Origin of the sequence: Streptomyces sp. V3I8 (assembly GCF_030817535.1) — a bacterium.
GTDB lineage: Bacteria > Actinomycetota > Actinomycetes > Streptomycetales > Streptomycetaceae > Streptomyces.
In genome coordinates this window covers 344,105-366,687 of record NZ_JAUSZL010000002.1, presented here as the reverse complement: position 1 = coordinate 366,687, position 22,583 = coordinate 344,105, and the positions used below count along the sequence as shown (strand labels likewise).

Sequence of the window (22,583 nt, the reverse complement as noted above, 5' to 3'; positions counted from 1 at the left end):
TTACCGTTCCTGGAAAGCTCCGAATTTCGAGGAATTCACATGGAACAGATCAAGCTCGGCAATGTCACCATTACCCGCGTCTGGGAATACTATGGCTCCGTCGAAATGACGCCCGAAACCTTTATCCCGGAAAGCCCGAAGAAGGTCTGGGAAGACGGCACGCCCTGGCTGGCACCGCATTTCCTGGATTCCGAGACCAATATCGTGAATTCCGCGATCCAGACCTGGCTGCTGCGCAGCGAGGGCAAGACCATCCTCGTCGACACGGGCGTGGGCAATCACAAGGAGCGCCCGTACGCACCGGTCTGGAGCCATCTCAAGACCGGCTTCCTGGACAACCTCGCCCGGGCCGGCGTCAAGCCCGAGGACGTGGACATCGTGATCAACACACATCTCCACGTCGACCATGTCGGCTGGAACACCTACCTGGACGGGCGGCAGTGGGTGCCGACCTTCCCCAACGCCACCTATCTGATGCCGAAGGACGACTTCGACTTCTGGAACCCGGCCAACGGCCACAAGCCGCTGCTCGGCCGCGGCAACCAGAACGTGTTCGAGGACAGTGTGGCCCCGGTGCACCAGGCCGGCCAGACACTGCTGTGGGAGAACAGCCACCGGATCGACGGCGACCTGCGCCTGGACGCGGCTCCCGGACACACCCCCGGCTCCTCCGTGCTGACCCTCGCCTCCGGAACGGACCGCGCGGTGTTCGTCGGCGACATGCTGCACAACCCGGTGCAGATCCTTGAACCGGACGCCAACAGCTGCTTCTGCGAGGACCCCGCCGGCGCCCGCGCCACCCGCCGCAAGGTGCTGGGCTGGGCGGCCGACAACGACGCCCTCGTCATCCCCGCGCACCTGGGCGGCCACGGCGCCGCCGAGATCGAGCGTGCCGGAAGCAAGTTCGCCATCAAGGGCTGGGCGCCCTTCGACCCGTACACCGAGCAGGCCTGAGTCCCGCGGAAAGGCATCACCGTGAACCACCATCCCGACCCCGTCGTGACCACCGCGCAGGGAGCCGTCCGCGGCCTGCGCCAGGACGACGGCACCGCCGCTTACCTGAACATCCCCTACGCCGCCCCGCCCCGCGCCGCCGGCCGATTCGCCCCGCCGCAGCCGCACCAGCCCTGGGACGGTGTACGGGACGCCAGCGCGCCCGGACCCAACGCGCCGCAGTCCGAGCGCAAGCTCGGCAGCGTGGACATGTCCCCCTACTTCGGCGCCGGTTGGAGCCGCGGGGCCGACTACCTCACCGTCAACGTGTGGACGCCCGCAGGCGCGAGCGGCGACCTGCCCGTCATGGTGTTCGTCCACGGCGGCGGATTCGTCGCCGGCTCGACGCGCTCCGCGCTGTACGACGGCTCCGCCTTCGCCCGCGACGGTGTCGTCCTGGTCACCCTCAACTACCGGCTGGGCATCACCGGGTTCCTCGACATCCCCGGGGCACCCGCCAACCGCGGCCTGCTCGACGTCGTCGCCGCGCTGCGCTGGGTGCGGGAGAACGTCGCCGCCTTCGGGGGCGACCCCGCCAACGTCACCCTCTTCGGCCAGTCGGCCGGGGCGACCATCGTCGGCGGCGTCCTCGCCACCTCCGACGCCGCGGGTCTCTTCCGCCGGACGATCGTGCAGAGCGGCAGCGGCCTGGGTGCGTTCACCACCGAGCAGGCCGCCCGCGTCACCGAGGCGGCGGCCGCGAACCTGGGCGTCGAGCCGCACGCGGACGCGTTCGCGGACGTCTCCGACGAGCGTCTGGTCGAGGCCGCCTCCCGTCTCGCCGGGCTCGACCTGCAGACCGCCACCCACCACGACCCGCTGATCGGTCTCAGTCCCTTCAGCCTGGTCCTCGACACCCAGCCCGCCGAGGCCGTTGGCGCCGGACTCGGCGCCGACGTCGACCTGCTCGTCGGGACCAACACCGAGGAGGGAAACCTCTACCTGGTGCCCGTGGACAAGTACGACACCTCGACCGCCGAGGACGTCGACGACACGGCCGCGCGCTCGCACCCGGACCCGGCGCGGCTCGTCGAGACGTACCGCAAGGCGCGCCCCGAGGCGTCCTACGGCGAGCTGCGGTCCGCCATCATGGGCGACGCGCTGTTCGGCGCGGGCAGCCGGGCCCTGGTCGGCGCACACGCCGCCCACCCCGAATCCGCCACCTACGCCTACGAGTTCGCCTGGCGCTCCCAGGCCCTGAACGGACAGCTCGGCGCCACCCACACGGTGGAGCTCCCGTTCGTCTTTGATCTCGCGCAACTGCCCCGGTTGCGGGGTGCGGACGCCCTGCTAGGCCCCGACAAGCCCCCCGCGGAACTCGCCTCCCGCATGCACGAGACCTGGATCCGCTTCGCCACGACCGGCAACCCCGGCTGGGACCCGTACGACACCGAGCACCGGGCCACGATGCGCGTCGACGCCGAGTGGAACCAGGTCAACGACCCGCGCAGCCAGGAACGACAGGCCTGGACCTGACTACCACCCCTTCGGACCTCCCTCAAGGACACACTGCGACCAGAACCGTTGTCACCACCGAGAACGCACCCGCCCTGCCGGCTCCGCCGTCCCGGGGCATCCGCAAGGACCCCGTCCTGCAGGTCTCCGGGCGGCTCCCGCTCGCCGAGCAGATCGCACAGACCCTGCGCAACGTCACAGCCGTGCTCAAGGCGGGCGGCGCGGGGCCGGAGGACGTCGTGATGCTGCGCGTCCACCTCACCGATCCCGCACACCTGGCCGAGATGAACGAGGCGTACACAGCGACCGTCCGCGACGAGCCGCGATTCCGGGGGTCGCCGACACGATCTCCCTCCTCCGGCATCCCCGGATCGTGTGTGCGGGCGCGAGGGTGGTACTGGTCTTCCTACCGTCCAAGCGTCCCTGGCCCGCCTCCGTCGGCGGGGGCAGTATCGAACGCATGACGATCACTTTCATCACCGGAGCAAACAAGGGTCTCGGCCGCGAGACCGCCCGCCGCCTGATCGAGCAGGGCCACACCGTGCTCGTCGGAGCCCGCAACCGCGAGCAGGGCGAGGAGGCCGCCGCCGCGCTCGGCGCCCGCTACGTCCCCATCGACGTGACCGACGACGCGTCCGTGGCCGCCGCGGCTGCGAACGTCGCCGAACACGAAGGCAGGATCGACGTCCTGATCAACAACGCCGGGGTGCCCGGTCCGCTCGGCGATCCCAGCGACCTCACCGGCGCCGACGCCTTGGCCGTCCTCGACGTCAACGTCATCGGTGTCGTCCGCACCATCACCGCGTTCCTGCCGCTGCTGCGCCGCTCGGCTGACCCCGTCATCGTCAACGTCAGCAGCGGCATGGGCTCCCTCGCTCTCACCCACGACCCCGACCGGCCCGAGTCGCACGCCTTGGCGCCGCTGTACACGTCCTCGAAGGCGGCGCTGACGATGCTGACCACGCAGTACGCCAAGGGGCTCAAGGACATCCGCGTCAACGCGGCCGACCCCGGCTACACCGCGACCGACTTCAACGCTCACAGCGGCTTCCAGACCGTCACCGAGGGCACGGACGCGATCATCGCCCTCGCCACCGAGGAACCCGGTGCCGGCACCGGACGCTTCGTCTCCCGCCATGGCGAGATCGCCTGGTCCTGACACCGGCCGTACCGGATCAGCCATTTCAGGTGCCGAGGAACCCATGAAGTCGTTGCAGTGTTTCGGAGTGGCTCCAGGGCGCAGATCACATCGTGATCAATCTGCGCGGGTCGCCCTCCCGGCTGGCCCGGACCGGTAGATGTCCTTGCGTGACACGCGTGCAACTGACGGACGAGGAGCAGGAGTTCATCGGACCGTACCTGCCGATCGGCGCGTACGGCCCGTACCCTGAGCGGCTGCGGGAGGGCTGAAGCCGAGCCGGTGCTCGGCCTCGTCGCGCCCGAGACGCTGTAAGACCCGAGACGCTGTGAGAGACGTGAAACTTCCTGCCGATCAGCGTGGCCACCCTCGCCGCGGTCCACACCTGGTCCTCCGTCCAGCCGTGCGCGGCCGGACCCTGCTCAAGATGCCTGGCGAGCTTTTCCCCACAGCGTGGCGACAGGAGACAGGAGACAGGAGACAGGCGACACCGGCCCCCGCTCGGTCCTCGCGAAAGCAGCTCGTCGGTACCGCCTTGGCGCCACAACTGCTGCCACGAGTGAGCCGACTTCAGACTCACGCGCAGCTGCCGGGCCACCTCGGGCGGTTTGACCTGCTGCGCGAACAGCTCCGCCCCCTGTATCCGCACCGCTTCCCGACGCCGCCGTGCTGCAGGCGTCACCCCGCCCCCATCCGCGTATCTCACACGCCATGGACTACCGACAACACCGCACCCGCATCGGCAAGTTCAGCAGACATCACCCTGACGAGCCGAGATCAGTAACGTGGCCGGCATGGCTATCGCTCGCTTACCCCTCGTCGTCATCGACTGTCCGGACCCTGGCACACTCGCCAGGTTCTACGGCGCGATGCTGGACTGGAAGATCGACGTCTCTACCGACCGGGCTGCGGCCTGTGCTGGAGACGGCCGGTGTATTTCCTTTCATAAGGTGGCTGGTTACACCCCGCCGACGTGGCCCGGTCAGGACCGGCCCCAGCAGATGCACCTCGATGTGATCGTCGATGACCTTGATGCCGCCGAGGCGGCAGTAACTGATCTTGGTGCGACCAAACACCAGGAGCAGCCCGGTACGTCCTACCGAGTCTTCCTGGACCCGGCAGGTCACCCTTTCTGTCTCTGCCTGAACTGAGGAGGCCGGCCTTCTGACGTACGTGACCTTGCGCTCTTGCGGTAGCAGCTCGATCCCGGTGCTCCGGCACGACCTGGCGGCACAGGGCCGCGAGCACTTCGTCGGCCGGTCCTTGCACCGGCGTCGGGCATCGAAGCTGCGCCGGGCGCAGACGCGTGCGGAGCGGTTGGTTGCTGAGGGCGGTCGTAGTGCGGAGCCGGTGCGCGAGGTGGTGGAGCGGACCGTGATCCGCCACGTCCCGGCCGTGAGCCCGGCGGTGCCGCGTCCTGCGCGGCGGTTGGGCGGTCGGCCCTGCACGCTGCCCGAGGGCGCGGAGGAGCGGATCGAGGCACTGGCTGCGCTGTAGCGGGAAGCACAGACCAACCCCCGGGTCCCCCTTTCCTCGAGTGCATCGCCCGCGCCTGCGAGCGGACCGCCCACGCCCTGCGCGATAGCGCCGGACCCCCGGCGCCTGAAGCGGACCCGGCCGGGAAGTGATCACACCGGCTGGGGCTGTGAGTGATCACACCGGCGGGGGCTGTGGTCGCCCCGGCCGTCTGGGCTCCAGCGGTCGTTGCAACCCAAGGCGTATCCGCCGATCAACGCACCCGTCGACGGGCCGACTGGACCCTCGCGCCATCTGCGCGAAGCAGACCGTTTCCACCTTGTCCGAGTGCGCGACGACCAGGACCCCGACCAGGACCCCGTCCAGGTCCGCGGTCGCCTGCCCGGCGGCATCCGGGGCCCGCCCGCCGGCCAACTCCCATACTCTTTTGCGGACGTCAGAACGTACGGCGCGGATCGCGGGCAGCGCCTTCTCGCCGGAGGCGGCGAGGGTGCCGATCGAACGGGAGACCGCCGGATCCGAGGCGACCGGGCCGAACACACCTGGCTCGGCCCGCAGTATGGCGACGTCGGCCAGGCAGTCGCCGCCGAGTGCGACCGCCGGTGCCAGGTCCACGAGCATCCTGCCGGGGTCGTGGACGGCTCGCGGTCTCCGCCACGGGGGCGGGGCTGCGGATAGCTTCACCTGGGAAGTGCGCACCTGCTCCCGTATCAACGGCCCGGCAGGGGAACGACTGTGCCCGCCGTGTTGCACCGCACGGTCCATTCCGTCGCGTAGCCCGTCTCATGCACCCGTACGTCCACGGCGGAGGGCTGCTCGGCGCCGGGTACTTCGGCGTTGGCCGCCGTGCAGATGATCTGGCTGAGGCCGAGGCCGCCGCCGGTCATGTTCGCCACAGGCACCGGGAGGTACACGTCCACGGCGCCGTCGGTGGCGCGCGCCGTCAGCCGTCCTTGGAGCGGAGGCACCTCGGTGATCAGCCCACGGGCCCGTTCGGCCTTGTCGGGGCCTTTGCGGAGGAGGTCGAGTGCCTGCTGCGGGGTCACGGGGGCGTCCCGTTCGCGGGACACGGCCTGGACACCGTACGGGCCGACGAAGTACAGGTGGGCGTAGTGAGCTCCGGAGTCCGCCTGCAGTCCGGAGGCCGGGGCGCCGGCCGGGACCGGGCCGGTGGAACCGACCCCACAGCCCGTCGGCAGAACCGCCGACAGAGCCGCGATCAGGATGATTCGACGCTTCATGACGGATCTTCCTTTGAGGGCCGGTACGAGAGGGTCACGGTGAACACCGCTCCCTCGCCGGGAAGGTTGGTGGCAGTGAGGGTGCCGTGGTGCAGACGTACGTTCTCCATCGCGATGGCGAGTCCGAGGCCGCTGCCTGCGGAGCGGGCCCGCGAGGCGTCCGCCTTGTAGAAGCGGTCGAAGACATGTGGCAGGACGTCGTCCGGGATGCCGGGGCCGCAGTCGGCGACCCTGATCACGACGGCCCCCTTCGTGGCAGTTGCCCGGACGGTGACGGGCGGGGTGCCGTGCCGCAGCGCGTTGCCGATCAGGTTGGCGAGGACGACGTCGATGCGGCGTGCGTCGACTCGGATGCGCGCATCGTCCTCGGGCAGCTCGGTGATCACCTCGTCCGGTTCCCGCCAGCCGCGCAACTGGAGCGTCTTGCGGATGACGGTGCGCAGGCTCACGTCGTCCAGGTGCAGGACCACCGCGCCCGCATCGAAGCGGGAGATCTCCATCAGGTCCTCCACCATGCCCGCCAGCTTGCGGGTCTCGTCGCTGATGAGAAGGACCGCGTCGGCGGTGTCCGGAGGCAGCGTGCCGGAGCGGGCGTCCTCGTCGAGGGCATCGGTGACGGCGACCATCGCGGCGAGCGGGGTGCGCAACTCGTGTGAGACATCGGCGGCGAACCGGCGGGCGTTCGCCTCCATACGTCGCAGTTCGGCGGCGTCCCGCTCCAACGCGGCTGCCATGGTGTTGAACGTGCCGCTCAGCGCAGCCAGTTCGTCCCTGCCGACGACGGCCAGGCGTGTGTCCAGGGCACCCGACGTGATCTTCTCGGCCGCCGTACGCAACTGCCGCACCGGACGCAGGACTCGGCGGGCCGCGAACAGGGCGGGAACGACGCCGAGGACAAGTGCGGGGACGGCGCCTGCCCAGGCCGCGGTGATCAGCGCGGAGATGTCGGCCCGTTCACCGTCCAGCGAGAGAACCGCGTAGACGACGAGCCCTGATGGCTTCCCCGCGTCTTCACCGCGGCCCGTGTAGTTGACCGGCATGCCGATGAGCAGTTGGGGTCCACCGGTGTGCTCCACGCGCTCGTAGAAGGTGGTGTCGCCACTCTTTGCCGCGCTGCGCAGGGCGCTGCTGCCGATGCGCGCGGTGCCGATGAGGGGGCCGCCGTCGTGGGAGACGGCTGTGCGCCAGTCGCGCGAGCCCGAGGCACGGTCCAGTTGGCGCGCGAAGACGCGCAGATCCGTGGCCATGGGATCGGGCGGCAAGTCGGGGACGAGCGAGTCGACCTGTAGACGCAGATCGTCGACGGCGCTGTGCTGGGTACGGGCCAGGATCGCGCCTCGAGCTTGGCGGAAGGTGAGCGCGGCGGTGATGAGCGCGCTGAGCGCGGCGACGAGGAGGAAGACGACGACCAGGCGCGGGCGCAGGCCGCGGGGGAACACGTGGCTCATGCCGGCAGCGGGCCGAAGCGGTAACCGAAGCCGCGTACGGTCTGGACGTACACCGGGCGGCGCGGGTCCTCCTCGATCTTGGCGCGCAGCCGCATCACGCAGGCGTCCACCAGACGGGCGTCCCCGTAGTAGCTGTGCTCCCAGACGTCCTCGAGCAACTGCTGGCGGGCGAAGGTCCGTTCCGGTGCGGCACTGAGAAACAGCAGCAGCTTCAACTCGGAAGGGGCGAGTTGCAGTTCATCGCCACGCCTGCGGACGATGAGCGCGCTGCGGTCGATCTCCAGATCGCCCACAGTGATGGGCCCGGTATCCGTGCCGGTGTCGGCCTGGGCGGGTGCGACGCGGCGCAGCACCGCACGCATACGGGCCTCGATGAGCGCGGCGCTCGCGGGCTTGACGACGTAGTCGTCGGCGCCCGTCTCCAGACCGATCACGACGTCGATGTCGTCACCGCGCGCGGACAGAATCACGATCGGCAGGCGACTGGTCTCACGGATGCGGCGGCACACCTCCAGGCCGCTCATGCCCGGCAACATCAGATCGAGGAGTACGAGGTCGGGTTTGCCGGCGGCCAGTGCCTCCAGACCGTCCTCACCGGTACCGACCGCTTCGGTCTCGTGTCCGTTGCGGGACAGGCCCAGGACGACACCGCGGCGCACGGCCGGATCGTCCTCGATCAGCAGGACGCGAGGCATGAACAGGGTCCCTTCGGCGGAGGATGCAGGTTTCGTGAAGTATCAGGCACCGGACGGCCACGCGGCCGTCCGGTGCGTGGCTCACCGCAACTGGCTGATGTCGACGGTCCCCGCACCCGGCACAGGCGCGGGGACCGTTACGCACAGCGTGACCCCGGTAAGGGCCAGTGCCGCCACCGCGACCGGGCCGCGTCGGCCGCGCGCCCAACCCGAACGGAATCGTACGGGGTCCTCGACCAGCCGCTTCGTCACCGCAGCGGCCACCAGCGACACCCCGATGGCGACGGCGGCGCCGCCCCGGTCACCGAGCCCGGTGAGCCGAGGCAACAGCAGCAGATACACCGGCCAGTGCCACAGATACAGGCTGTAGGAGACGTCACCCAGACGCCGTGGCAGGCGGGTTCCGGTGATCCGGGCCGCGCGGGTGTCCGGCACCTCGGCCAACAGGACGACCAGTGCTGCCGCAGCCAGGGAGTGCAGGAAGAGACCGCCCTCGAAAAGCAGCGGCGCTCTCTCGCCCTCGGTCACGGCCCAGGCCACCGCGAGCCCGCCCGCCAGCAGGAGACACACCGGGTCGGCCGCACCGCGCGGGAGCCGGCGCGCCAGACGGCGTACGGGCATGGTGGCCGCGAGCGCTCCGAGCAGCAGTGCGGTCGCGCGGGTGTCGGTGCCCTCGTAGGCGCGGGTGGTGTCCACCGCAGCACCGAACGCAACGGTCAGGGCGAGGGAGAGCAGAGCACCCGAACCGGCGAGCAGGGCCACGATCCGCTCGCCGTGGCGACCAGGAGCTGTCACGGCCACCACCAACGGCCAGGCCAGATAGAACTGCCACTCCACGCCGATGCTCCACAGGTGGGCGAAGACCCGGGTGTCGGAGGCGTTCCAGTATCCGATCTGTCCGGCGATGTAATGCCAGTTGACCGCCTGGGCCCCGACCCATGGCATGTCGTCGAGCGCGAACCGCAGTTGGGCAGGCGTGCCCCAGGCCCATGTCGCCGCCGTGCTCACGACCACGACACAAGTCAGCGCGGGCAGCAGACGACGGGCCCGGCGGCGCCAGAAGGAAGCCAGGCCGATACGGCCGCGTTCCACCGCCTCGCCGAGCAACAGCCCGGTGATCAGGAACCCGGACAGCACGAAGAACAGGTCGACACCGAGGAATCCGCCGCGTAGCTGCCCAGCGTGATAAAGGAGCACGGCAGCGACCGCGAGTCCACGCAGTCCATCGAGCGCGGCGATATGCACACGACGCCCAGTCATGAGACGTACCGCTCCCTCAGCTGTCGCACTTGAGGTTGGCGTACCGCTCGTCACTGGTCCACGAGCCTTTGGCCCAGATGTCGACGGCCGCGGGCGTGAAGTCCTCCTTCTCGCCGAGTTCCTTGCTGAACCAGGCAGCAAAGGCGGCTGCCCCCTGCTGGCAGTTGTGGATTCCGTCGCCAGCACGCTGAGCCTTCTGCGCCGCGGCATCGGTGCCCCACAGCCGTGAGGCGTCGAGAAACACCGCTGCACCGCCACTGTTCTCGGCGACCTCCCTGGCGACCCGTGGAGCGGTACGCATCTGCGGCGTGTGCTGCTTGTAGAAGTCGTCCACCTTGACGGGCGGGGCCGGAACGAACACCGCCCTGGCCCCGACTTTCTGGGCGGTCCTGACAAGCTTTTCGTAAGCCATGCGCTGTTGGTCCCGGCTTCCCCAGTCGTACGTCGTGATCTGGTAAGCGACGACAGTGGGCCGCAACGACCCGACGCCCTTGGCCAGTCGCTTCCAGGTGTCGGCAGCGATCATCTTCGTGATCTTCTCGCTGCCGGCGACGACCGTGCCCCCGCCGTCGGACGATGCGTCCTCGAACTCCACGCCACCCGCTTCGAGGGCTGCATTCACAGCAGGGGCCTCCGCTCCTGCGATGGAGTCGCCGATCCACAGCACCTTCGTACCGGTGCTCCGCACCTCGTTCGTCGTCCCGCTCGTTCCCTCCGCCCGCGTGCCGGTGCCCTGATCAGCGCATCCGGCCAGAGCGGCACAGAGTGTGACGCCGGCCAGCGTCGGCAGGGCATAGCGGGAGGGCCGGCAGAACATCTGCCGGTGGGGGAAAGCGGACCTGTGGTTGTTGTTCATGCGTCCAGCAGAGCAGCTCGGACGCCGCCTGCTGCCCGCCGTCATCATCTGCTCACACAGCGGGAACCGAGTGCTCATGAAGAAGTGGAGCCGACGCATCCGCAGGTGAATCCGTCAAACGAACGACTCTGCTACGCAAGGGCTTGCCGGAAAACGAGTCGTGGCTTCCAGTTGTCGGGCTCGTTGGTCTGGTACGGGGAGACCGGAGTGGGCCTCGATCCGGGGCTGCGCCGACACGGTCGCCGGCCTGCTGCGGGAGGAAGGCTTCAGTCTCCAGGCCAACGCCAAGACCATCGAGGGTGCTCAGCACCCGGACCGGGACACCCAGTTCCGCTACCTCAACGAACAGGCACGCGACCACAGGGATGCCGGTGACCCGGTGACCCGGTGATCAGCGTGGACAGCGAGAAGAAGGAGCTGATCGGCGACTGCAAGAACGCCGGGCACGAATGGCGGCCCGCAGGGCAACCTGTGAGGGTCGAGACCCACGACTTCCCCGGCCGGGCCGGGAAGGCGATCACAGACTGTTCTCCCACATCACCATGAACTGGCGCGGCGGACCCCTGACCAGCCATGAAGTCATGTTCCAGACCATCGCCGCGACCGCCGGCAGCACACCGGATGAGGCCCTGGCGGATCGACTGACTCTCGCTTCACGCGGCGTTCGCTCCAGGACCCGGAACCGACCGGGATGACCCGTCGGCAGCTCAGCGAACTCATCGACTCGTTGCCTCCAGCGATGGAGGTCCAACGCGAGGAAGTGCTCCGCACGTGTCGAGGCCACGAACGCCCGGTGACCCCTGGTGCAGGAGCCAAAGCCAAGCTCACCTCAGCCGACCGGGTCCTGGTTACCGTGCTCCACCTGCGGAAACTCGCGACCATGGACCTCCTGGGCCAGCTCTTCAACACCACCGGCATGACCATCAGCCGCGCAGCGAAAGACGTCCGCCCGCTCCTGGAAGCCCACAGCATCCGCCGCAGTATGGGACACGTCTGGAGGTGTTCCGCTGGCTGGCCTACCGCAACCGGCGTTGCCGGCACTCCGCCCCCGGCCACCTCACACCAGTTGAGTTCGAACGACAACTGATCTCGTCCCGTAAGTTGTCACTTGTCGCATGAGACCCGGTGTCCACTCCCGAGGTTGAACCTCAGTGTGCTCAGCCGCAGCTCAAAGGACCGGGTCTGATTGCTGAAAACTTGGGCGTCGGTCTCTCCTCGTGACGCGCATGGATAGGTCTTTGGGACGCAGGGTGGCGGCGGCTGCTGCTTGGGGGCGTTGTGCTGGAGCAGTGAAGTCCCAGGCGTCGGTGAGGGTAGCCAGGGTGAGGACTGCTTCGGTGACGGCGAAGTCGGCGGCCATGCATTTGCGGGCGCCCGCCATGAACGGGATGAAGGCATCCAGCGGTCTGCTGGGATCGGGGTCGGTCCACCGGCCGGGGTCGAAGCGGTCGGGATCCGGATAGATCTCGGGACGGTGCTGCAGCAGGTAGGGGCTGATGAGCAGGTGGGACCCGCTCGGGATGAGGTGTTCGCCCAGTTTCGTGTCCGCGGTGGCGACCCGGGTGGTGACCCACAGCCCGGGATACATGCGCAGGGTCTCGCTGATGATCGAGGTGGTCAGTTTCAGATCCGGCAGGTGTTCCCACTGCGCCGGCGCCCCGGCGAGGACTTCGGCAGTCTCGGCGCGCAGCCGTGCCATGACCTCGGGGTGCTGTACTGCCAGGCACAGCGCCCAGGCCATGGCTTCGGCCGTCGTCTCCATACCGGCCAGAAGGAACGATGTCGCCTGGTCGAGGATGTCGGCGTCGGACAGGGGCCCGTCGGCCCAGTCGTCGGCTGTCAGGATGCCGAGCAGGGTCTCGGAGCCGGAGGCGCCGGTGGGCCGGCTGCGGTCCTCGTCGATGAGCCGTTGGACGATTTCCCGGATGGTGGAGTTAGCCCGGTGGTATCGGACGTTGCGGGGTGTGGGCAGCTTGTCCAGCGGAGCCGGCAGGAACATGCGGGCATGCATGCCCGCGGTGAGGTCGTCGATGCCGTGGCTGATCTGCTCGATCTCCCGATCGGACAGGTCGGTCCCGAAGATCGACCTGGTCAGGACCCGGACCGTGATCTTCTTGGTCTCCGCCATGACGTCGATGCTCTGGCCGTCGCGCCAGGTGCGGGTGACCACACCGATCTGATCGGTCATCGTCCGCGTGTACTGCGGGAGTTTCGTGGCATGGAACGCGGGCTGCAGACGTCGACGCTGCTGGCGGTGCCGGCTGTGCGGGCAGGTCGAGAGGCTGTCGCCCAGGAACTCGCGCGCCCGCTCGTAGGTGGGCCCGCCCTTGTCGAACAGCCGGTCGTTGAGCAGGACCTGCCGGACCAGCGCGGGGTCGCAGAGCACCAGGGCCGTGATCGGTCCGAGCCGGACCCTGACGATGTCTCCGTACGGTGCCAGGGTGCGGAGGAAACCGAGGGGGTTACGGATGATGGAGTGGGCGTGGCCTGCCAGGGGCAGCGCTCCGGGTGCCAGGGGGATCATGCGCCCAGTTCCTCCAGGTAGCCGAGGCGTCCGGCCGCAATCGCGTACTCGGACGAGTAGCGTCCGGAGCGCCGGTGCCAGTCGTAGGCTCCGCGGATGAGCGCGCGGATCCCGTCGTTGAGATATGTGTCCGCAATGACGCGTTCGGCGGCGGGCAGGCCGTAGGAGTCGTAGACCTTCGGCAGGCAGTCCTCCAGCATCAAGAACTGTTCGAGGCGGGTGCGCACCTCGTCCTGCAGGTGGGCGATGCAGCGCGAAACGGGCCAGCCTCTCTCTCGCTGGACGACCAGGACGATGTTGTTCCGCTCCCCACGGGCCTCTTCCTTCTCCAGCGAGGCGATGTCGTTGTCGATCAGGTTGGTGTCGATGGCGATCCGCAGCATCGCGGCGATGACGGCGCTGTCGAAGAGGCCCTGGTGCACTTCGTAATGGCCTACTCGTTCGGCGAGGTCGACGGTCGGCTGCGCCCCGATGGTGTGGCGGCGCACGGCCAGGTATTCGGCCATCGAGGCACAGGGCGCATGGCGGTGGCGGCTTGCGGCTTCGTCCACGTAGCCCGCAAGGTATCCGTGCCACGTCAGGGCGGCCCTCGCACACCACGCCGGTGACATTCCCTGGCGGGTCCGCCTCCAGACGTCGGAGAATCCGTGCGCGATGGCCGGGGCCTCGGCGGGCAGTGGCCCGTCGAGTGCGGCGGCCACGGCGTCGGTGAGGGCGCGTGCTGCCGTGGGATCTTCACCGCGCGGGCCGTCGAACAGGTCGTCGAACAGGAAGAAGAACGTCATCAGGTCAACGCCCAGATCCGCGTCCGGTCCGGTGGCGGATGGGTAGAAGCGGGCAGCCAGGTCGGCGTAGTCGGCCTGGAGGTGACGTTGCTCGGCAGCTTCGGAGTTGATGAGGCCAAGCGTCCGGGGCCAGGACAGGTGGTGAGCTTGGGTTCGTTCGTAATCCCGGCTGCGGCGGGACGGGATCGGCATGAAGAACTCGATGTCTTGAGGCACGCCTTGCTCCCTTCCTGGATGGGTCCGACGGCATGTGCCCGTCGCTCGGGCCATGGCCCGAGGTGAGTGCGGTCCAGCACAGTCGTGCCGGGTCGATCACGCGAGGCCGGCCGAAGCGGTCCTTTGGCGGACGGCCGTGCCCGCATCGGGCGGTGCGGGTGTGAAGGCGATCGGGAGCCTCGTGAGATTGCGGGTGAAGATGCCCTTCTCGTCCAGGACGGCGCCTTCGGCGAGACGGAGGTCAGCGAGCGCGTCGAGCAGTTGGGTGACGGCGGTGGAGACGGTGATCCGGGCGATGTGTGCGCCCAGGCAGTAATGCCGCCCCTTGCCGAAGTGCACGATGGAGCCGCCCGGCGTGAAGTCCCGGACCGGATCGATCTCCGCACGGTAGGGGTTGAAGACGTCGGGCTCGTGGAACCGGGCGGGGTCCCGTTGGGCAGCAGCCACGACACAGGCGACGGTCGCCCCGGCGGGGATGTGCCCACCGGGCAGGTCCACGTCCTGGGCGGCGAACCGCAGAAGCATGTGGACCGGCGGATTCAGCCGGGTCGCCTCCAGGTGCATCCGATCGATCAGGCTTCTGTCGTGCAGTGCGGCCTGGAGGTGCTCAGGATGCAGGAGCAGCTCTTTCAGCGTGTAGATGATCGTGGCGCTCGTCCCGTCCCCGTTCGCCGCGATGAGGGTCGAACAGTGCGCCTGGATCTGCTCCTCGTTGAGGGGGATGCCGTCGATCTCCGCATGGCAGAAGGCCGACAGGAGGTCGTCGCGGGGACGTGCCCGCCGGTCCTTGACGAGGGGGCGCAGGTACTCGGTCATCTCCGTCCTGGCGGCCAGCCCGGCTGCGGTAACGGCGGGGTCCTTCCCGAAGTTGGACATGAACGCGTTGATGTTGATGAACCAGCGCCGGAACGTCGATCGGTCCTCCGCGGGCAGGCCGAGCAGAGTGGACACCACGTCACAGGGCAGCAAGTCCGTATAGTCCGCACGCAGGTCTGCCCAGCCACGCTCCCGGAACGCCTCGATGAGCCCGGCCGACATGCGCTCGATCTCGGGGACGATCCACTCACGGAAGTTCGATCCGCGCAGTGGCGCGCTCATCAGCCGCCGATAGTAGGCGTGTTCCTCCCCGTCCATCTGCACGATGGTCTGCCCGCCTGCCACCGGTTCGAGCTGCCAGGTGTAGATCTCGTTGGTGAACGGCGCCTTCTGTAAGACCCGGGTCACCTCGGCATGACGGCTGACCAGGTAGAACCCGGTCTCCGGATGACGGTAGAGAGGGAAGGAGGTGAGCATCTGCCGGTAGTGCGGATAGGGATCAGCCGCGTACTTCGCGGAGAGGATGTCGGGGCCGGTCATCTGCGTCACCTCGGGTACTCGGCATGGACGACTGCCGCCGGCCACCTAGGCTTCCGGCGGAATGCGGTTTCCGCTGTTTGTTTCCGCACTGCCGCCGGCACCGTCATGCACTGCGGTGGCAGCGCGTGCCGGAACCGCACGGCGGCCCGACGCCCACCCTGCCCGAACCTCAGAGACACCAGCTCACTCGAAGGGACCGAACAGCCAGTTGCCACGGGCCTCAGGATCGTTGCTCGTCCAGTATTCGAGCGACGCGGCGCGGATCTCCTCATGGCTGATCACACCGTTTCCGTCGCGGTCCATCTTCGCGAAACCGGTGGCGAGTTCCTCCGCAGTGAGAAGAGGGAACAGCGATCCGTACATCTTGGTGTACTCGTCCCGCTGGATGACGTGATCGCCGTTGGTGTCGGCCATGGCGTACCAGCACCGGGAGACGTTGCCGATGTCGGCCAGGAACGCCTCCCGGTCAGTATCGAGGGCGGAGGCGATCGCGGACGAGAACCCCTCGCCGGTGAGCGTTCCGTCAGCGGCCGACCGCTGCGCGAGATAGCGATCCCAGAACGTGGTGAACGAATCCTCCAGATCCTCGATTTTCGAGGCGGGAGCGCCCGGGAAAGTGCCCGCCTGATGGTGGGCGAGGCCGGCGAAGTAACTCCGGCCGATCGGAGTGGACTTGTCTTCCCCCTGGAAAAGGGTGAAAGCCTTCTTCAATTTGCGGTCCAGGACGTCGGGCATACGGTTCCTCCTTCTTCGCGGATACTTGGTGCTACTGGCTCCGGATGCCCCAGCGTCTGTGGAACCCTGAAGGATCCTGAGCTGTCACGTGATTCCAAGAGGCGAAAGCGGTAGCGAGCGCGGGCGAGTCCGGGCCCCCCGGGCGGAGCCTATGAGCGTCACCAATGGTGTTGACACGTCGCCAACGCTCACGCTGCACCTCGCGCTCCTCACGGTTGTCCCGCGTCTTGGGGCGCGGGGTGCCGAGATGCGGAGACAGACGCCCGCCGCACCACGAACCGGCACGTGCACCGTCACACCCCGGGGACACAACACGCCAGCAAGTGGCTCAATGATCACCAATGCGGGTGATATCGGCACTTCCCGTGCATGAACGGGGTCAGCTCACCACAGGGGAAATCCGGCACAGCCGTGCTGGGCTGCCAGTCGGGCGATCTGCTCAGCCGTCATCCAAGCGACGGCTGACGAGCAGCAAAGAGAGCCGGAGGTACCAGGTCTTCACCCGTGGTGATGTACTCCAGCCGAAACGGGATATCCCGGCCACCTGGCGTCTCTGGCGTTCCCGCGAGACGCTGCGCCCCCGTACGGCGGGCGGCCCGTGATTTCTTCGCGTCCCAGCGGGGAGGGTCACCGGTGGTGAAGGTGCGGGGCTTCGGCGTAGTCGCGTGACGCCCCGTTCGTGGTGGCCTGCCGGCTTGATGAGGGCTGGAAGCAGTCCAGGCACGGGCTTCCAAGATCATGGAGTTCTCTACGTCCCGTGATCCGAGTGGAAGACCGTGCCTGCCGACGCGTCTTCGCTGATCCCGCCTGCCCTTGACCAGCTCCGGGAGCATCCCGAGGTCGCATCGCAGGAGGTCCCAGGCCTGTTGAACGCCGTCGCCGCCCGGCCGGAACTGTGGTGACCAGCGACGCGATGCACACACAGCGCTTGCCAGGTCCCGAGGCTGATGCGTTGTCGTGTGATCACCTCTGTCCGCGGGGGTGTTCCGGCATGGTCAGGGGAAATGCGGTGCGGGTCAATTCTTCGGAGAGGGTCCAGAGGCGGCGGGCGAGTTCGGGGTCCTGGGCGGCCTTGGAGCGGCCGGCGGTCTCGGGGAGGCCGCGGGCCTCCAGGAAGCCGCTCGGGGAGATGTAGCTGTTGCCCGGGATGTCGGCGGTGGCCGCGTGGAGCGTGGTCTGTGCGCCGCCGTCCTCGTCCTGCGACAGGGGACGCAGAAGGGCGTTCATGATGCGGATACGTGTGCTGCTGGCGTGGCTGATCAGGTTCGTGGCGGCCAGGCCGGGGTTGGCGACGGTGGCGATGACATCGGAGTCGGCCGCGGTGAGGCGGCGCTGGAGTTCGGCGGTGAAGAGCATGTTGGCTAGCTTTGATTGCGCATAGCCGGCGAACGGCTTGTACGGCCGGTGCTCCCAGTTGGGGTCGTCCAGGTCCAGCGTTCCGGCCCGGTGGCCGCCGGCTGCGACGGTGACGACTCGCCCCCTGATCTGTGGCAGGAGCAGGTTGGTGAGCGCGAAGTGCCCCAGGTGGTTGATACCGAAATGGAGTTCGAAGCCGTCGGCCGTACGCCCCAGCGGCTGCATCATGACGCCCGCGTTGTTGATCAGCAGGTCGACAGGAGCGGTGAATGTTTCGGCGAAGTCTCGCACCGAGGACAGGTCGGCGAGGTCGAGTCGGCGCACCTCGGTCGGGCCGTGCATCTGCGCTGCGGCGGCGCGGCCCTTGTCGAGGTCGCGGACCGCGAGGATGACGCGGACACCCTGCTCGGCGAGGGAGCGGGCGGTGGCACGGCCGATTCCGCTGTTGGATCCGGTGATGACGGCGGTGTGGCCGGCAAGAGGGTTCGTCATACGACAAGGTTCGTCAGGCCGGAGCAGGGTAGCCAGTACCCGCCGATACCGTAGGAATGGCGTTACCAGGTAAACCGGCGGTGCCGCGCCCATCATGGATGCATGTCGTCTGCGGAGAATGATCTGGGTGGCCTGCTGCGTGCCTGGCGTGACCGGTGCTCACCCACCGACGTCGGCCTGACCGCACACGGCAGGCGACGGGCCCGTGGACTGCGTCGTGAGGAACTGGCGGGCCTGGCCGGGGTCAGCGCCGACTATCTCGTACGCCTGGAGCAGGGCCGGTCCCGGCGTCCCAGTCCGGCGGTCACGGCCGCGCTGGCCAGAGCCCTGCAACTCGACGAGCAGGAAACCGCCGTCCTCCACCAGGCTGCCGGGCTCCCCGTGCCGTCCGGCCGCGCCGTACCGTTGCATGTTCCCCCTGGTGTCCAGCGCCTCGTCACCCGCATGGTCGACTACCCGGTGGCCGTCTTCGCGGCGGACTGGACCCTCATCACGTGGAATGCGCTCTGGAGCGCCCTGAACGGCGACCCGGCGGGACGGCCGGCGACCGACCTCAACGTGATCCGGGCCACCTTCTGCCAGGCACCGGCATGGGCGACCATGCATGGCACCGACGAGGGCAACGAGCGCGCCCTCGTCGCCGACCTGCGCCAGGCCGTGACCGCCTATCCGGAGGACGAGAACCTTCGCTCCCTCATCGCGGAGGTCGGCGACGCCAGCCCGCGGTTTCGCGACCTGTGGAATTCAGGAGCAGCAGGGCGGCACGTCACCTCTCGCAAGGTGATGCACCACCGACTCGTCGGTGAACTCACCCTGGACTGCGACGTCCTGACCGTTCCCGGCTCCGACTTGAAGATCACCGTGTATACCGCCGCGGCAGGCAGCCCCGACGCCGAACGCCTGGAGTTCCTGCGGGTCAGCGCCGTCCACACGGTCACCCCATGACGTCCGGCACTCGTCGGTGCCGTCCGCGTGAGCGGCGTCGCGCCTGGATGCATGAACACTCTGACTCTCAACAACGGCGTTGTGAAAGAGGTTTCCAGCTCCGCAAAGAGGTTTCCAGCTCTGCCCCCGCCCCCGCCGTACTCCTTCCGCGCCCTGGGCCGGTGGCTTCTCCCATCCGTAACAGGCCACGGGCCTGTGCATTCGCCTCGCTGCTCCACTGCTCCACTGCTCGCGAGATGTTCGATCTCCCGCGTCCGCTCGGGCAGTCGGTGCTGTCCCGGCCGGCTTTGTTCACCTGCCTCCGGCCGTACTCGTCCAGCATGTCGGAAGGCGCCCGCACCGCGGCATGTTCGATGTTCACGACGAGCGACAACACAAGACGAGCCCGGCCGGCGTCGGCGCACGGCACCGCGAGCGGTGAGGAAACCGTTGTCGTGACATCGCTGCAGGCCGCATGTTCCAGAGCGTGACCGCTGAGGACGAGCTCATCGGCGCCACCGATGGGGTGCCTGTCCGCGTGTGTGATCTGCTGCCCCGGGATCTGCCGGTGTGTACCGGGCCCGGCCCTGCTGTCCGCCTGCGCCACGTGGGGCGGGAGCTGGTAGGCGCTGCGTCGGATGTCAGTCGGTCAGGGCGATGTGGGCGGTGACGCGTTTGCCGCAGGGCTCGAGACGGACTTGGAATGCCTTGGCGACCGCTTTGACGATCTCCAGGCCGTGCTGACCTACCCGCTCAGGGTCGACCGGGTGGGAGGCAGGCTGCGCCCGGATGCTGTCCTGCACACTGACCTCCACCGTGGCGTCCGCGCCGATGCGCAGTTCCAGCCTCAGGGGGCCGGGGGCATGCTTGACGGCATTGGTGACCAGTTCGCTGACCACCAGCTGGGTGAGGTCCAGCGCGCGTGCGGACACGGCCACGCCCCGGGTGCGGGCGCGGGTGAGGAAGTCGGCTGCGTGGTGACGTGCCCGGCCGATGCAGGAGCTGTCACCACTCAGCGGCATCGCGGTCGACAGGGCAGGAGCATCCGGCCTGCCTGCACCGGCACGGCCGTCAAACTCCACAGTTTTGTCCACCTCCGTACTTGCTTGCCTGCTCGGGTACCCGGTGCGGTGGGGCTCATGTGATTCTTATCCGATGGGTCCGATTTTTCGGGCATGCCCTCCGGCGTTTTCGGGGCATGCTTTCGTACGTGCTCGGGCCCGAGCCGCATCGGCGAACGCAGTCGAGGACACGGTGACCGAGCCTCGTCCAGAACCGAGCCTCATCCAGAACAGTCCGGCTTTTTGTCGGCCGGCTGCAGCACGGCGGACGGCGTGTACGTCGTGACCCTGGCCGACGAGCTGGACGACGGTGCGCGCCCACATGGGGACGGTCCTGGTTCCGCCGGCCGTTGACGGGCCGTCCTGGACGGTGGCCGACCTCACGGGCGTGACCTTCATGGACTCCAGCGGCGTCAACATGCTCATCGCCGCCTGTAAGGCTGCCACCGTCACCGACGGCTGGGTCCGCGTGGCTGGCGCGCAGGCGCCCGTACGGCGCGTGATGTAGCTGGTCGGTCTCCATGCGGTCATCGCCTGCTGTCCCACCGTGGACCAGGCCCTGGAAAAGCACTGACGCCGCTCAGCTGTGGGCCGCGGGGCATCTCTTTCCACTGCCGGCCATGGGCAGCCGTGCCTTCCCGCGTCCGCTCCATCCCGCGCCTGCTGTCCGCGGGTCGGTGCTCAGGTGCAGATGTCCTGCTTGCGGGTCGGCTGAAGCGCTCAGTCACAATCCCCTGTCGAGCCGAAGCGCGATAAGTGTCACAAAGGCAGATTTGTTGTCACCGAGGTCGGCGGCTATGTCCTCTACCGAGGGTCTTGTCCGCCGACCCCGGAGTCGTACCCCTCGACGGGCCGATGTGGTCGGCGCTCCGGAAGCCGTGTGATCGTGGCACTCACTGCCGACCCGAGCGTGACACCGACAGCGGCGGCGACGCTCTGCGCCCAGGCATCGTCGAGGGAGGCGGGCAGGACGGCGCTGGTGAGCCGGCTGGCGCCCCACAGGACTGCTACCGCGGCCAGTGCGGCCGGCCAGCGGTGCGGTACCCCCTCGCTGATGTCGTCGACGATATAGAAGAAGAGCAGCAGCGCCATGAGGAAGCTGCCGTCGAAATCATCCCAACCGAGCGCGGTGAACCCGGCCCCGAAGGCAAGCACGAACAGCCAGAACCCCACCAGGCGCCGGACGGACGTGGGCGGCTGTCGCCTCTCATCAGGCGGGGGCCAGAGGAACCGTGCGATGTGCTGGACGATCGCGTACTTCTGCATGACTCGCGCCCCGATCCCTCGAGGTAGCCGACTCGTGCCGGCGCTCAGTAGTAGGACGCACAGGAGCAGGACGCGGTTGTGGTGAAGTGCCGCCGCACGCAATCGCCTCCGGGAGCCAGAAGCTGTCGATCTTCGCTCCTGGCGACAGAAGGGCTGCCGAATGAACATGTGCGACAAGCCGCATGCCTCGTATGTGACAACCAGATCGCTTCGACCGGTCCTGTACACCGGTTCTTCTGGCTCCCTTGGTGACACCCTTCATGCGTCGACTCGCCTGCCGAGCCGAAGCAGAATATTTGCCAGAAAGGCATACTAGTTATATCTAGTATTACAATAAGTTCATTAGATTAATAAAATATTGCCATTGTGCATGTTTTGCTGCCTTATATACGGCGCATTGTATGTGGGTATGAGCGCCGATAGACACTCTGCGCGCCCTACCAGTTCCCGTGGGTGACGGGAATGATGAGCACACCGCCCATGAACCAGATAATCCGCGGTCCCCTGTCCCTTGGCCGGGCGGACTGGCGGCGGAAGGAGTTCACGGTGTTGCTTCTCATCTCCCCGGACGGTGTGGAGGAGGCTCTCGACTGTGCGAAGGCGGCGGAGCATCTCGACATCGTCGACGTCAAGAAGCCTGACGAGGGCTCTCTCGGTGCGAACTTCCCCTGGGTGATCCGGGAGATCCGCGACGCGGTGCCGGCGGACAAGCCGGTGTCCGCGACCGTGGGGGATGTCCCGTACAAGCCCGGCACGGTGGCGCAGGCCGCGCTCGGCGCGGTCGTTTCCGGCGCCACGTACATCAAGGTCGGCCTTTACGGATGCACGACGCCCGACCAGGGCATCGAGGTCATGCGCGCGGTCGTCCGCGCGGTGAAGGACCACCGCTCCGACGCGCTCGTCGTCGCCTCCGGCTACGCCGACGCCCACCGGATCGGCTGCGTCAACCCGCTCGCCCTGCCCGACATCGCCGCCCGCTCCGGCGCCGACGCCGCCATGCTCGACACCGCGATCAAGGACGGGACGCGGTTGTTCGACCACGTTCCGCCGGACGCCTGCGCCGAGTTCGTCCGCCTGGCCCACGCCGCCGGCCTGCTTGCCGCCCTCGCGGGCAGTGTCAAGCAAGCCGACCTCGGCCCGCTGACCCGCATCGGCACGGACATCGTCGGGGTGCGCGGAGCGGTCTGCGAGGGCGGCGACCGCAATGCCGGACGGATCCGACCGCGCCTGGTGGCCGCCTTCCGGACGGAGATGGACCGGCAGGCCCGGGAGCACGCGGTCGGCGTCACCGCCGTGAGCTGACCGC

At 68.2% G+C, this 22,583-nt stretch carries 22 protein-coding genes and 3 pseudogenes; 11 read left to right on the top strand and 14 right to left on the bottom strand.

What is annotated here, in order from left to right:
* Positions 1 to 39 precede the first annotated feature (39 nt).
* Genes QFZ75_RS01815 through QFZ75_RS01800 form a run of 4 tightly spaced genes read left to right on the top strand, consistent with a single transcriptional unit; the run spans position 40 to position 3,607 of the window.
* Entirely contained in the window at positions 40 to 954 is a 915-nt protein-coding gene (locus QFZ75_RS01815) for an MBL fold metallo-hydrolase (protein WP_307544175.1), read from the top strand.
* 21 nt (positions 955 to 975) lie between these two features.
* Positions 976 to 2,469 (top strand): carboxylesterase/lipase family protein, encoded by a 1,494-nt coding sequence (locus tag QFZ75_RS01810; protein ID WP_307533467.1) that lies wholly within the window; start codon positions 976 to 978, stop codon positions 2,467 to 2,469.
* Entirely contained in the window at positions 2,418 to 2,912 is a 495-nt protein-coding gene (locus QFZ75_RS01805; protein ID WP_307533466.1) for a RidA family protein, read from the top strand. The genes QFZ75_RS01810 and QFZ75_RS01805 overlap by 52 nt, the downstream gene beginning before the upstream one ends.
* Positions 2,909 to 3,607, top strand: a complete 699-nt coding sequence (locus QFZ75_RS01800) for an SDR family NAD(P)-dependent oxidoreductase (protein ID WP_307533465.1) — start codon at positions 2,909 to 2,911, stop codon at positions 3,605 to 3,607. The genes QFZ75_RS01805 and QFZ75_RS01800 overlap by 4 nt, the downstream gene beginning before the upstream one ends.
* A 526-nt stretch (positions 3,608 to 4,133) precedes the next feature.
* Here QFZ75_RS01800 and QFZ75_RS41030 read toward each other — a convergent pair.
* Positions 4,134 to 4,235, bottom strand: a pseudogene (locus QFZ75_RS41030) (transposase); the annotation flags it as partial.
* A 145-nt stretch (positions 4,236 to 4,380) separates the two neighbouring features.
* Here QFZ75_RS41030 and QFZ75_RS01790 point away from each other — a divergent pair.
* Together QFZ75_RS01790 and QFZ75_RS01785 are read left to right on the top strand one after the other, a co-directional pair.
* Positions 4,381 to 4,737 (top strand): VOC family protein, encoded by a 357-nt coding sequence (locus QFZ75_RS01790; protein WP_307533464.1) that lies wholly within the window; start codon positions 4,381 to 4,383, stop codon positions 4,735 to 4,737.
* Between the two features lie 22 nt (positions 4,738 to 4,759).
* The gene (locus QFZ75_RS01785; protein ID WP_307533463.1) at positions 4,760 to 5,083 is read left to right on the top strand and encodes a hypothetical protein; all 324 of its coding nucleotides are present in this window, start codon (positions 4,760 to 4,762) and stop codon (positions 5,081 to 5,083) included.
* A gap of 231 nt (positions 5,084 to 5,314) precedes the next feature.
* Here the strand turns inward: QFZ75_RS01785 and QFZ75_RS01780 are convergent.
* From QFZ75_RS01780 to QFZ75_RS01755, 6 genes and pseudogenes are all read right to left on the bottom strand, one after another.
* Positions 5,315 to 5,827 (bottom strand): annotated as a pseudogene (locus tag QFZ75_RS01780) (IS1380 family transposase); the annotation flags it as partial.
* A complete protein-coding gene (locus QFZ75_RS01775; protein ID WP_307533462.1) occupies positions 5,773 to 6,303 on the bottom strand; it encodes a hypothetical protein in 531 nt (176 codons plus the stop codon). The pseudogene QFZ75_RS01780 and the gene QFZ75_RS01775, both read right to left, overlap by 55 nt.
* Positions 6,300 to 7,751, bottom strand: a complete 1,452-nt coding sequence (locus QFZ75_RS01770) for a HAMP domain-containing sensor histidine kinase (RefSeq protein WP_307533461.1) — start codon at positions 7,749 to 7,751, stop codon at positions 6,300 to 6,302. The genes QFZ75_RS01775 and QFZ75_RS01770 overlap by 4 nt, the downstream gene beginning before the upstream one ends.
* On the bottom strand, positions 7,748 to 8,446 hold the full coding sequence (locus QFZ75_RS01765) for a response regulator transcription factor (RefSeq protein ID WP_307533460.1): 699 nt from the start codon (positions 8,444 to 8,446) through the stop codon (positions 7,748 to 7,750). Before QFZ75_RS01765 ends, QFZ75_RS01770 begins: the two co-directional genes overlap by 4 nt.
* A gap of 81 nt (positions 8,447 to 8,527) precedes the next feature.
* Positions 8,528 to 9,706, bottom strand: coding sequence for an acyltransferase (locus QFZ75_RS01760; RefSeq protein WP_307533459.1), 1,179 nt, complete (start codon positions 9,704 to 9,706; stop codon positions 8,528 to 8,530).
* 16 nt (positions 9,707 to 9,722) lie between these two features.
* Entirely contained in the window at positions 9,723 to 10,562 is an 840-nt protein-coding gene (locus QFZ75_RS01755; RefSeq protein WP_307533458.1) for an SGNH/GDSL hydrolase family protein, read from the bottom strand.
* Positions 10,563 to 10,791: 229 nt separating this feature from the next.
* On the opposite strand from QFZ75_RS01755, the pseudogene QFZ75_RS01750 reads away from it, so the two are divergent.
* A pseudogene (locus QFZ75_RS01750) lies at positions 10,792 to 11,081 on the top strand (ISAzo13 family transposase); the annotation flags it as partial.
* Positions 11,012 to 11,257 (top strand): hypothetical protein, encoded by a 246-nt coding sequence (locus QFZ75_RS01745; RefSeq protein WP_307533457.1) that lies wholly within the window; start codon positions 11,012 to 11,014, stop codon positions 11,255 to 11,257. The pseudogene QFZ75_RS01750 and the gene QFZ75_RS01745, both read left to right, overlap by 70 nt.
* Before the next feature lie 473 nt (positions 11,258 to 11,730).
* On the opposite strand, the gene QFZ75_RS01735 is transcribed toward QFZ75_RS01745, so the two are convergent.
* The 5 genes from QFZ75_RS01735 to QFZ75_RS01715 all read right to left on the bottom strand — a co-directional run bounded on the left by QFZ75_RS01735 (position 11,731) and on the right by QFZ75_RS01715 (position 18,026).
* Positions 11,731 to 13,086 (bottom strand): cytochrome P450, encoded by a 1,356-nt coding sequence (locus QFZ75_RS01735; RefSeq protein ID WP_307533456.1) that lies wholly within the window; start codon positions 13,084 to 13,086, stop codon positions 11,731 to 11,733.
* Positions 13,083 to 14,087 (bottom strand): pentalenene synthase, encoded by a 1,005-nt coding sequence (locus QFZ75_RS01730; RefSeq protein ID WP_307533455.1) that lies wholly within the window; start codon positions 14,085 to 14,087, stop codon positions 13,083 to 13,085. The genes QFZ75_RS01735 and QFZ75_RS01730 overlap by 4 nt, the downstream gene beginning before the upstream one ends.
* Positions 14,088 to 14,183: 96 nt before the next feature.
* A complete protein-coding gene (locus QFZ75_RS01725; RefSeq protein ID WP_307533454.1) occupies positions 14,184 to 15,443 on the bottom strand; it encodes a cytochrome P450 in 1,260 nt (419 codons plus the stop codon).
* A gap of 183 nt (positions 15,444 to 15,626) precedes the next feature.
* The gene (locus QFZ75_RS01720) at positions 15,627 to 16,178 is read right to left on the bottom strand and encodes an EF-hand domain-containing protein (RefSeq protein WP_307533453.1); all 552 of its coding nucleotides are present in this window, start codon (positions 16,176 to 16,178) and stop codon (positions 15,627 to 15,629) included.
* Between the two features lie 963 nt (positions 16,179 to 17,141).
* Positions 17,142 to 18,026: an oxidoreductase gene (locus QFZ75_RS01715; RefSeq protein WP_307533452.1), complete on the bottom strand. Its 885-nt coding sequence runs from the start codon at positions 18,024 to 18,026 to the stop codon at positions 17,142 to 17,144.
* Between the two features lie 102 nt (positions 18,027 to 18,128).
* Here QFZ75_RS01715 and QFZ75_RS01710 point away from each other — a divergent pair, with 102 nt between their 5' ends.
* A complete protein-coding gene (locus tag QFZ75_RS01710) occupies positions 18,129 to 18,971 on the top strand; it encodes a helix-turn-helix transcriptional regulator (RefSeq protein ID WP_307533451.1) in 843 nt (280 codons plus the stop codon).
* A gap of 620 nt (positions 18,972 to 19,591) precedes the next feature.
* Here the strand turns inward: QFZ75_RS01710 and QFZ75_RS01705 are convergent.
* On the bottom strand, positions 19,592 to 20,044 hold the full coding sequence (locus QFZ75_RS01705; RefSeq protein ID WP_307533450.1) for an ATP-binding protein: 453 nt from the start codon (positions 20,042 to 20,044) through the stop codon (positions 19,592 to 19,594).
* A 289-nt stretch (positions 20,045 to 20,333) separates the two neighbouring features.
* Between QFZ75_RS01705 and QFZ75_RS01700 the strand changes: the two genes are divergently transcribed.
* On the top strand, positions 20,334 to 20,519 hold the full coding sequence (locus tag QFZ75_RS01700) for an STAS domain-containing protein (protein WP_307533449.1): 186 nt from the start codon (positions 20,334 to 20,336) through the stop codon (positions 20,517 to 20,519).
* Positions 20,520 to 20,815: 296 nt separating this feature from the next.
* Here the strand turns inward: QFZ75_RS01700 and QFZ75_RS01695 are convergent, their stop codons facing one another.
* Positions 20,816 to 21,277, bottom strand: coding sequence for a hypothetical protein (locus tag QFZ75_RS01695; RefSeq protein WP_307533448.1), 462 nt, complete (start codon positions 21,275 to 21,277; stop codon positions 20,816 to 20,818).
* 546 nt (positions 21,278 to 21,823) lie between these two features.
* On the opposite strand from QFZ75_RS01695, the gene QFZ75_RS01690 reads away from it, so the two are divergent.
* The gene (locus QFZ75_RS01690) at positions 21,824 to 22,579 is read left to right on the top strand and encodes a (5-formylfuran-3-yl)methyl phosphate synthase (protein ID WP_307533447.1); all 756 of its coding nucleotides are present in this window, start codon (positions 21,824 to 21,826) and stop codon (positions 22,577 to 22,579) included.
* Positions 22,580 to 22,583 lie beyond the last annotated feature (4 nt).